Genomic DNA, 10477 nt, shown 5'->3' on the forward strand with positions numbered 1-10477 from the left:
GGTATGCACTGATATTCAACCGGCCTCAGTTAATAATAAAATTTCAGATAAAAATATGTGACAAAGCTCAATATAATCGCCCTATTTATTTAAAAACAGAATCACAACAGCAATAAAAAATGCCCGTTTAAGGTTAATTAATCGCAAACGGGCATTTGTTAGCTGGCGTTTTAAATAAATGGGTACCTGCCGGTAAAAATAAGGTCAATAAATAGGGTTAACCGGCAGATTTAAGGCGAGAATAATGATCAGAGGTTACAACGACGCTTAATCAGTTTCATGGTCACTTTTTCTGTACGTCGTGCGGGTTGACCATCAATGGCCTGTTGCATTAATTCAAATGCTTTTTCTGCCCAGGTATCTTCATCCTGTTGCATTGACCAGACATTATTGGATAAAAAGCCCAGCATCGGGTGTTCATCAAAGGTACCGATATTAATATGATGTGGGATATCACCACAGTGCTCACGAAGCGCTTTGATCGCCCCTTCCAACATGGGTAACGATGAAGCAATAAAGGCTTCTGGCACACCGCCGCGAGCAATAAGTTGCTTCATCAATTGTGCGCCACCTTCAGGGGTATTTTCATCCGTTTGCTCAACCCATTGTGGCTCACCGGGGTGCTCCTGCTGTAATGCGTGCAGATAACCCTGTAGTCGATCATTAATGCTCGGCAACGCGGTATCTCCTACTAAAAACCACAGCGGGGTTTTAGCTGCTTGCAACATCGCTTCGGTTAGCATGACCGCCCCGGCAAAGTTATCTGACTCAACCAGGGCGTTATCGGTAAATTTAAAATCGCGATCCAGTAACACCAGCGGTTTTTTTACCTGCCGTAAATGATGCTGCTGATTTTCCAGTGTGGAAGGGGTAATAAACAGGCCATCAACATTACGGGCAATCAACGCGGTGACCAATTTATTTTCATAATCGACATCATTATAAGTACAACTGATCATTAACTGAAAGCCGGATTTACGGCAACGTAATTCTAGTTTTTCTGCCAGTGTGGCGAAGAATACGTTTGAAATACAGGGAATAATTAACCCTAAGGTGTCGGTTTTATTTAATTTCAGGCTACGGGCAGAATGGTTAATCGTATAGCCATAACGCTCTACATGCTCATTAATCCGGGCTTGTGTTTTAAGGCTAATGCGATACTGCTGCGCTTTATTACTTAATACCAGCCTCACGGTTGTAACTGACAAATTCAGGTCAGTTGCAATCTGTTCTACTGTCTTGGCCATTACTGTTTTTCCCGGAGATATCTGTTATTGAAAATTATGGTCATTATATAACAGATGTTCAATACATATAGCCAAGTTAACTCAAACTAGCGGATTGTTGGTTACGCAGGGGGTACACACCGGTGTATCCCCTGCGAAGGTTGCTGAACGGTTTGCCGCCCATAGGTAAATCAGATGATTCAAGGCAACGCTATTGTTTCTTACCAAATGGGTGCAGTAACTTATCTACCGCTGGCTCGTTAACATTCTTCATGCTGACGTATTTCACCGGGATATCGATCACTTTGGCCACCGTTTTTCCATTGATGGCGTCATCAAGCGCTTTAATCCCCTGATAGCCGATCTGGTAGGCATCCTGCACCACAAAGCCCTGAATAACCCCCGACTTCAAGAAGTTGATGATGGCTTCGGTACTGTCAAACCCTACTACTTTCACCTTGCCTTTAATGCCTAAGCTATCCACCGCGTTTGCCACCCCTAAGGTAGACCCTTCGTTGGTGGCATAGACCCCCGCCAGATCCGGGTTGGCTTGCACCATGTCGATGGTTTTATCCATCGCTTTCTGTGGATCACCATCACTGTATTGAACCGCTAGTACTGTTACCTGCGGATACTTCTCCTTCATCTGCTTGGCAAAGCCTTCGGTACGTTCAATGGCCGAAGTGGTGCCAGCAACATGCGCCACCACCCCGACTTTACCTTTGCCACCAATTTCCGCCGCCAGGGCATCGGCTGCCTCGGCACCTGCTTTTACGTTGTTGGTCGCGACAAAGCTAACCGGTAATGAAGAGTTCACACCGGAATCAAAGGTGACCACTTTGATGCCATTTTTATTGGCGGTTTCTACCAAAGGCGCCAAGGCGTTGGCATCCAGCGCGGCTAGCAGAATGCCATCTGGATTTTTCGCCATAGTATTTTCCAACAACTGGATTTGTTCAGCGATTTGCGTTTCATCCGCTGGGCCAACAAAACTGGTGGTGACACCAAGCTGTTTCGCGGCATCTTCCGTCCCCATTTTCACTGTCTGGAAAAACTCGTGCTGATAGCCTTTACTCACCACTGGAAGTGATAATGTTTTGCTGTAGGCGGTGCTGGCCAGCAGCGTGGTCAGTAATACGGTACTTAAAATAGTTTTATTCTTCATGTAACTAGCTCCGTATGTTGTGGTTTTTATTGCCGAGTAACGCGGTTTTTTCTGCTGTTATTTCAACAAATGTTATTTCATCAGGGTTAACGCATTTTTTTACGTAATGTATCGAGATAGACCGCAGCCACGACCACAATGCCCATCGCCACCATTTGCCAGAATTGAGAGACGCCCATCAGGTTAAGGCCGTTTTTCAGCACACTCATGATAAATGCACCAATAATCGTGCCGCCGATGGTACCCACGCCCCCCATCAGGCTAGTACCACCAATAACCACAGCGGCGATGGCTTCAAGTTCATAGCCTACCCCCACGGTGGGTTGCCCAGAGTTCAAGCGCGAAGCGAGGATCACGCCTGCAATACCAGTCAACAAACCACAGAAGGCATAAACGAACACTTTCACCCGCTGAACTTTAATGCCGGATAAATGCGCTGCGACTTCATTGCTCCCCACCGCATAGACATAACGGCCAATCACTGTTTTCTTAAGAATGTAGGCGGCAATTAATGCGATGATCACCAGGTAAAATACCGGGTAAGGCAACACGTCGAACAAGCGCCCTTGGGCAAGCAGTTTAAAAGTTGGATAATCAGAGAAGTAAATGGCTCGCCCATCCGTCATCACCATATTGATGCCGCGCACGGACATCATCAGCCCGAGGGTGGCGATAAACGGCGGAATGTTGCCACGAGTCACCAGCAGCCCATTGACGCAACCGCAAAGCCCACCCGCTAGCATGCCGGCAATCACACAAGCTATCAGCGGCATACTAAAAGAAGCACACAGCCCAACCACCACACCGGCAAACGCCACCACTGATCCTAATGAAAGGTCAATGCCGGAGGTGATGATCACGTAAGTCACGCCAATCGCCATTATGCCAATCACCGAGGTTTGCAGGGCGATGGTCATAATATTTTCAGTTTTAAAAAAGTACGGCGAACTGAAACTAAAAAAGATCACCAGTAATACCAGACTTAATAAAGGTGCCAAGCGCATCAGCAGGGCTTTATTGATTTTACGCGGTTTCGCCAACGGGGTGGCGGGAGTTAATGAGTCGGTCATGATTCAATCCTCTAACGTCGCATATTTCATGATACTTTCCTGTGTGGCGCTGGCGTTATTTAACTCGCCAGTAATGCGGCCATTGCGCATCACTAAAATACGGTCACACATGCCAATAATTTCCGGTAATTCTGAGGAGATCATGATGATAGATTTCCCTTTTTGTACTAATCGGTTCATTAATTCATAAATTTCCAACTTTGCGCCAACATCAATGCCGCGTGTTGGTTCATCGAAAATTAAAATATCGGTGTCTTTGCACACCCACCGGGCAATAATTATTTTTTGCTGGTTCCCTCCACTTAAATAGAGCGCAGCCTGTTGTAAATGGGGCGTTTTAATCCTCAGCGTTTTCACTAATTGCTGGCTGACCTCATGGCACTGCTTTTCTTTAACAATCCCAAATTGATTGGAGTATTCAGGGAAGTTACCCAGCATGATATTCAATTCAACTGACAGGCCAAGCGCTAACCCCTCTTTTTTACGGTCCTCCGTCAAGTAGCCAATGCCCTGCTCAATGGCCTGAGAAACATGGTTAATGTGAGTTAATTTCCCATTGAGCCACACTTCGCCACCATCAATTTTATCGGCACCAAATATTGCTCTGGCCAGTTCCGTCCGCCCTGCGCCCATTAACCCAGACAGGCCGAGGATTTCGCCGCGATAAAGAGTGAAATTAATATCCCGCAATACCTCTTTACGCTGCAGGTTTTTCACTTCCAGCACTTTATCTTTACCGGTGAAAGCCGGGCGACGCGGGTAAATATCCCCCAGTTCGCGCCCCACCATCATCGCGATCAGGTCGCTAATCTGTACCGAGTCATAATCCACCGTGGCGATAAACTTGCCATCGCGCATCACCGTGGCCCGGTCAGCAATCAGCGCCAGCTCCTCAAGGCGGTGGGAGATATAAACCACACCAGTACCCTGTGCTTTGAGTAAGCGCGTCACCTGGAACAGGCTATCGATCTCACTTTCTGTCAATGCGGCAGTGGGCTCATCCATGATCAACACTTTGGCATTAACCGAAATCGCTTTAGCAATTTCCACCATTTGTTGCTGAGCCACAGTAAGGTCCGCCACCCGCGTTTCCGGTTTTACTTTCAAATTTAACTTCGCCAGGATATCAATCACCTGGGCGCGTTGTTTTCTGACATCTAATTGCCAACGGTTATTCTTACAAAACTCCCGGCCAATAAAAATATTCTCTTCCACCGTTAAGTCTGGGAACAGATTAAACTCCTGGTGAATAATGGTGATCCCTAAGTTTTGCGCTATCAGTGGGCTGGGGAATGCCACCTTATTACCTTCAAAAATAATTTCCCCTTCATCTTGCTGATAAACTCCAGAAAGAATTTTCATCAGTGTTGATTTACCCGCACCATTTTCCCCTAGCAGTGCATGAACTTCTCCACGACGTAAATTAAAACTGACGTTATTTAATGCCACCACACCGGGAAACCGCTTGGTAATATGATTCATCTGCAAAAAATTATCTGACATGGCGCTTTCTTTCCCTTGAATCAAGTGTCGCAATAGGTAGAAAACGGGAAAGACACATGCCCATCAGATCAGGGGTTGGCTGGCATGGAGACTATTTTTCGCCAGAACCTGGGGCATAGAACCCGCTCGACATTTTTAGCTAACTCGAATTAGCAATTTCTAGATAAACCTATGCAAACTCCGTCATCCAGACAAACACTTTGACGTCAAATTGTGATGACGCTCAACTGAAATAGTTTACTTCAATGAAAATAAACAACTTTTTTTATTTACCTCGGTTTATGCCTTTTCCCTATTAACCGATATTGCGCCGAGTCGTGAAAGACATCACAGTTTACGAATAAAAATATTGTCTATATCACTGACAGATATCTATGCTACATCGAGTTAGCAAAACAAAAAGCAGTGCTATTTCACGCTATTTATGCTGTCAGCAGCGCGAAATGCTATCACCTAAAACAGTTAAAAGATTTATCAGCGCGAGGGATCACAATGAACCGTTTAACGACTTTACCCAAGATTGGTATTCGCCCAGTGATTGATGGGCGCCGTATGGGGGTACGCGAGTCACTCGAAGAGCAAACCATGAAAATGGCACAAGCCACAGCTCAGCTATTGAGTGAACAGTTACACCACCCCTGTGGCGCTCCTGTTGAGTGCATTATTGCCGACTCTTGCATCGCCGGTATGGCGGAGTCTGCCGCCTGCGAAGAAAAGTTCAGCCGCCAAAATGTCGGACTCACCATCACAGTGACCCCCTGCTGGTGTTATGGCAGTGAAACCATCGATATGGACCCATTACGCCCCAAAGCTATCTGGGGGTTTAATGGCACAGAACGCCCAGGCGCGGTCTATTTGGCTGCAGCACTGGCTGCCCATAGTCAGAAAGGCATTCCGGCCTTCTCCATTTACGGCCATGACGTGCAGGATAGTGGCGATAACCAGATCCCTGCTGATGTACAACAAAAACTGCTGCGCTTTGCCCGCGCTGGCTTGGCTGTCGCCAACATAAAAGGCAAAAGTTATCTGTCAGTTGGCGGTGTTTCAATGGGGATTGCCGGTTCCATTGTTGACCACAATTTCTTTGAATCCTGGCTCGGAATGAAAGTACAAGCGGTGGATATGACCGAACTACGCCGCCGCATTGATCAAAAAATTTACGATGAACAGGAACTGGCACTGGCGCTGGCATGGGCAGATCAACATTTCCGTTTTGGACCAGATTTGAACTCGGAACAGTATCGGCGCTCACCAGAAAGCAACCGCGCGGTTCTGCGTGAGAGTTTGCTGATGGCCATCTGTATCCGTGACATGATGCAGGGTAACCCGGCTTTGGCAGAAAAAGGTTTCACTGAAGAATCATTAGGCTACAACGCCATTGCTGCCGGTTTCCAAGGTCAGCGCCACTGGACAGATCAATACCCTAACGGTGATACCGCAGAAGCCCTGCTCAACAGTTCATTTGACTGGAACGGGGTGCGTGAACCCTTAGTTGTCGCCACCGAAAACGATAGTCTCAACGGTGTTGCCATGCTGTTCGGCCATATGCTGACCGGCACCGCACAGGTGTTTGCCGATGTCCGTACCTATTGGTCACCTGAAGCGGTTAAGCGTGTCACCGGTAGTGAACTGACTGGTCAAGCCAAAAACGGCATTATCCACCTGATTAACTCCGGTTCGGCAGCGCTGGATGGCACCTGCCGCCAATCAGACAGCCAGGGTAATCCCACCATGAAGCCGCACTGGCAAATCAGCCAGCAAGAAGCCGACCAGTGCCTGCAAGCAACGCAATGGTGCCCGGCAATTCATGAATATTTCCGTGGCGGTGGTTACTCCTCCCGTTTCCTGACCCGGGGTGGCGTGCCATTTACCCTGTCACGGGTCAATATCGTCAAAGGTGTTGGGCCAGTGCTACAAATTGCCGAAGGCTGGAGCGTTGAATTACCCGCAGAGATGCACAACGCTCTGGACAAACGCACCAACGAAACCTGGCCAACCACTTGGTTTGCCCCACGCCTGACAGGCAACGGACCTTTTACTGATGTCTATTCAGTAATGGCTAATTGGGGGGCCAACCACGGCGTACTGACCATCGGGCATGTTGGCGCTGATCTGATTACCCTGGCCGCCATGCTGCGTATTCCCGTCTGTATGCATAACGTGGAACAGAGTGACATCTATCGCCCGTCCGCCTGGGCGGCACATGGTATGGATCTAGAAGGCCAGGACTACCGCGCCTGCCAGAACTATGGCCCGCTGTATAAGCGCTAACACCGTCATTGCCAAATAGTGGCGTGGTGTATCCCCCGTTGAGGCAAGTTGCAGCCAAGCTCGTCTTCTGCAGCTTGCCTGGCAACGGGTAAACGAGGAATCATAATGAACCGTGATATTGTCATTGTCCTGGATTGCGGTGCCACCAATGTGCGCACTATTGCGGTAAATGCGCAGGGAGAAGTGGTCGCCAAAGCGGCCACCCCCAATACTAGCCAACCCGCAATGGAAAACGACCAGTGGCATATCTGGTCACTGGACGACATATTGCAGCGTTTCGCTCAGTGCAGCCAGCAGATCGCCCCACAGTTGCAGGGGGATCGTATTCATGCACTCACAGTGACCACTTTCGGTGTTGATGGGGCGCTGGTGGACGCAAACGGGCAACTGCTCTACCCGATTATTAGCTGGAAATGCCCACGAACAGCGGCGATTATGGCAAATATTGCTGACTACATTACGCCAAGCGAATTACAAACCATTTCAGGCATCGGCCAATTCAGCTTTAATACCTTGTACAAACTGCTGTGGTTAAAGCAGAACCATCCTGAATATCTGGAACAGGCCCACGCTTGGCTATTTATCTCTTCTTTGATCAACCAGCGCCTCACCGGGGAATTTACCACTGACCGCACCATGGCGGGCACCAGTCAACTGCTTGATGTGCGTGAAGAACATTTCAGCAGTACCATTTTGCAGCGTATCGGTCTGCCCGCAACGCTATTCCCTCCGTTAATCAGTGCGGGTGAACAGATTGGTCGTCTGTTGCCACACATGGCTGAACGTTTAGCGCTGCCTGCCGGTATTCCGGTGATTTCCGCCGGGCATGATACTCAATTTGCCCTGTTTGGCTCCGGTGCCGGGTTACAGCAACCGGTGTTATCGTCCGGCACCTGGGAAATTCTGATGGTGCGCACCCCGCAGGTAAATACCTCGTTATTACCGCACTTTTCAGGTTCAACCTGCGAGCTGGATAGCTGCCAGGGTTTATTTAACCCCGGCCTGCAGTGGCTGGCATCGGGGGTGCTGGAATGGGTGCGGCAACTCTACTGGCGCAATGAGGCGTTGCCTGAGGTTTATGGGCAGATGATTGCTGAAGCGCGTGCAATCCCCCCCGGTTCAGAAGGTTTGCGTATGAATTGCCACTTGCTCGATCAGCAGGCACAAGCGGGCTGGTACGGTGTTGGCTTACATACCGCGCGTGGCCATTTTTACCGCTCTGCACTGGAGGGGCTGAGCTGGCAACTGCGCCATAACCTGTCGGTGCTGGAACGAATTGGTGGCTTCAAGGCCGAGGCATTGCAACTGGTTGGTGGCGGTAGCCGTAATACCTTGTGGAACCAAATCAAAGCCGATGTGCTGAATATGCCAGTCAAGGTGCTGCAAGAAGCTGAAACCACCGTGCTTGGGGCCGCCATGTTTGCCTGGAGTGGCGCGCGGTTCTACCACACGGCGGAAGAAGCCCGGCAGCAGGTGAATTATCGCTATCACACGTACTATCCCGGTGAGCAAAGCGCTTTATACCAGAGTTTCGCTGCTGAGCACTGATGATTTTAGAAGGAACCGACGATGCTAAAAAATATCTCCCCATTGATTTCGCCCCAGTTATTAAAAACCCTCGCCGAAATGGGCCATGGCGATGAAATCATTTTCTCTGATGCCCATTTCCCAGCTCACAGTTTAGGGCCGCAGGTGATCCACGCAGACGGTTTAGCCGTCAGTGATCTGCTCGCTGCTGTTATTCCCCTGTTTGAGCTCGACAGCTACGCGCCACCTCTGGTGATGATGGCCCCGGTAGCGGGCGATGCTCTGGACCCTAGTGTAGAACAGCGTTATTTGCAGGCACTGTTTGGTGCTGGGCCTACGACGCCACAGCCGATAGTGCGCATCGACCGTTTTGCGTTTTATCAACGAGCAAAAACAGCGTTTGCGATTGTTATCACTGGGGAAAGGGCAAAATATGGCAATATCTTATTGAAAAAAGGGGTTACCCCTGCATGAAAATGGCGCGTCATCAGCGTATCGTACAACTGCTGCGGCAGCATGAAACCTTGGCGACCGAAGAACTCGCCACACGTTTATCTGTCAGCAAGGAAACCCTACGACGCGACCTGAATATGCTACAAGCGCAAGGTGAAATCATTCGCCAGCATGGGCGAGCCAAGATCATTAAACGCGATACCCAAGACAGTGGCGACCCCTTCAGTGCCCGGTTGAAAAGTCACCTCAGCAGCAAAGCGGATATCGCCCGCCAGGCTCTCTCGTGGATCGAACCCGGCATGCTGATTGCGCTTGATGCCAGCTCAACCTGCTGGTATCTGGCGAAACAACTGCCTGATATCGACCTCACCGTGTTCACTAACAGCGTGCGTATTTGCCAGGAACTGACCAAACGCCAGCATATTCAACTGATCAGTTCAGGTGGTCTGCTGCAACGAAAATATGCCTGTTATGTTAATCCGGCCCTGGTTTCCCAGCTCAAAGCCTTGGAAATCGACCTGTTTATCTTCTCTTGTGAGGGTCTTGATAAACAAGGTGTGTTATGGGATTCCAACAGCACTAACGCCGAATTCAAATCCCTGCTGCTTAAACGCGCCCTGCAATCCTTGCTGCTACTAGACAAAAGTAAAATCAACCGCACCAGCGAGGTAAAAATTGGCAACTTGGCAGAGGTGGTGAGCGTGATTTCCAACCCAGAAGATATCACTGCCAGCAACTAAAAAACGGCGGCACTCGTCGTGCTGACTTCGTTGTTCCTACCTCGTCTTACCCTACTCGCCGCTGGTAACAGCTACAGAAGAAATCACTCACCAACATCATATAGTCAATTGTATTGGGATAATGAAAAAAACCCGGGTGAACTACGCATAAAACAGACCTGTATAGCAAAAGAGCTTTTTTATTAACCCGTTCATTTACTTTTCTATACCTTGTCTTACGCTTAATGATGCGCAATACATCAACTTTTATTGATCTTACTGAGTAAGCACCGTTCAAAGATGAGCAAAATCTTGCTTTTTTTTCTAACTGGTTGTTTTTATTAACTGAATGGTTTTATTCACTGAATGCTTATCCCAATAAGTGTCATAAATACAGTCAGTTAGGGTCAGAAGTCAACCTGTACGCGCAACTTGTCAGGGGTCGATTCAGACCAAAATCAAGGTAGTACGTGAAATAGCTCCGCTGGAGGCGGTTTTTATAGTTGGCTTTATTTCACATATAAAAACAAATGGTTATCAGAA

General features: G+C 48.6%; 8 protein-coding genes. 4 read left to right on the forward strand and 4 right to left on the reverse strand.

Translation table 11 applies throughout. From position 1 onward, the window contains the following. Positions 1 to 248: 248 nt before the first annotated feature. From ACX9GV_RS13160 to ACX9GV_RS13175, 4 genes are all read right to left on the reverse strand, one after another. Complete coding sequence (locus tag ACX9GV_RS13160; RefSeq protein ID WP_037384022.1) at positions 249 to 1247, reverse strand: LacI family DNA-binding transcriptional regulator; 999 nt, start codon at positions 1245 to 1247, stop codon at positions 249 to 251. A 190-nt stretch (positions 1248 to 1437) separates the two neighbouring features. Continuing rightward, complete coding sequence (locus tag ACX9GV_RS13165) at positions 1438 to 2391, reverse strand: ABC transporter substrate-binding protein (RefSeq protein ID WP_023492323.1); 954 nt, start codon at positions 2389 to 2391, stop codon at positions 1438 to 1440. A gap of 86 nt (positions 2392 to 2477) precedes the next feature. After that, the gene (locus ACX9GV_RS13170) at positions 2478 to 3461 is read right to left on the reverse strand and encodes an ABC transporter permease (RefSeq protein ID WP_473195835.1); all 984 of its coding nucleotides are present in this window, start codon (positions 3459 to 3461) and stop codon (positions 2478 to 2480) included. A gap of 3 nt (positions 3462 to 3464) precedes the next feature. Next, on the reverse strand, positions 3465 to 4964 hold the full coding sequence (locus ACX9GV_RS13175; RefSeq protein ID WP_473195836.1) for a sugar ABC transporter ATP-binding protein: 1500 nt from the start codon (positions 4962 to 4964) through the stop codon (positions 3465 to 3467). 492 nt (positions 4965 to 5456) lie between these two features. Between ACX9GV_RS13175 and fucI the strand changes: the two genes are divergently transcribed. The 4 genes from fucI to fucR all read left to right on the forward strand — a co-directional run bounded on the left by fucI (position 5457) and on the right by fucR (position 9955). After that, positions 5457 to 7235 carry an L-fucose isomerase gene (gene fucI / locus ACX9GV_RS13180; protein WP_473195837.1) on the forward strand — a complete coding sequence of 593 codons (1779 nt, stop codon included), beginning with the start codon at positions 5457 to 5459 and terminating at the stop codon, positions 7233 to 7235. 105 nt (positions 7236 to 7340) lie between these two features. Further along, the gene (fucK, locus tag ACX9GV_RS13185; protein WP_473195838.1) at positions 7341 to 8783 is read left to right on the forward strand and encodes an L-fuculokinase; all 1443 of its coding nucleotides are present in this window, start codon (positions 7341 to 7343) and stop codon (positions 8781 to 8783) included. Positions 8784 to 8804: 21 nt separating this feature from the next. Then, a complete protein-coding gene (gene fucU / locus ACX9GV_RS13190; protein ID WP_473195839.1) occupies positions 8805 to 9236 on the forward strand; it encodes an L-fucose mutarotase in 432 nt (143 codons plus the stop codon). After that, on the forward strand, positions 9233 to 9955 hold the full coding sequence (gene fucR, locus ACX9GV_RS13195) for an L-fucose operon activator (RefSeq protein WP_473195840.1): 723 nt from the start codon (positions 9233 to 9235) through the stop codon (positions 9953 to 9955). Before fucU ends, fucR begins: the two co-directional genes overlap by 4 nt. Positions 9956 to 10477: the final 522 nt, after the last annotated feature.

It is taken from the genome of Serratia sp. 25CWL12, from assembly GCF_055790885.1.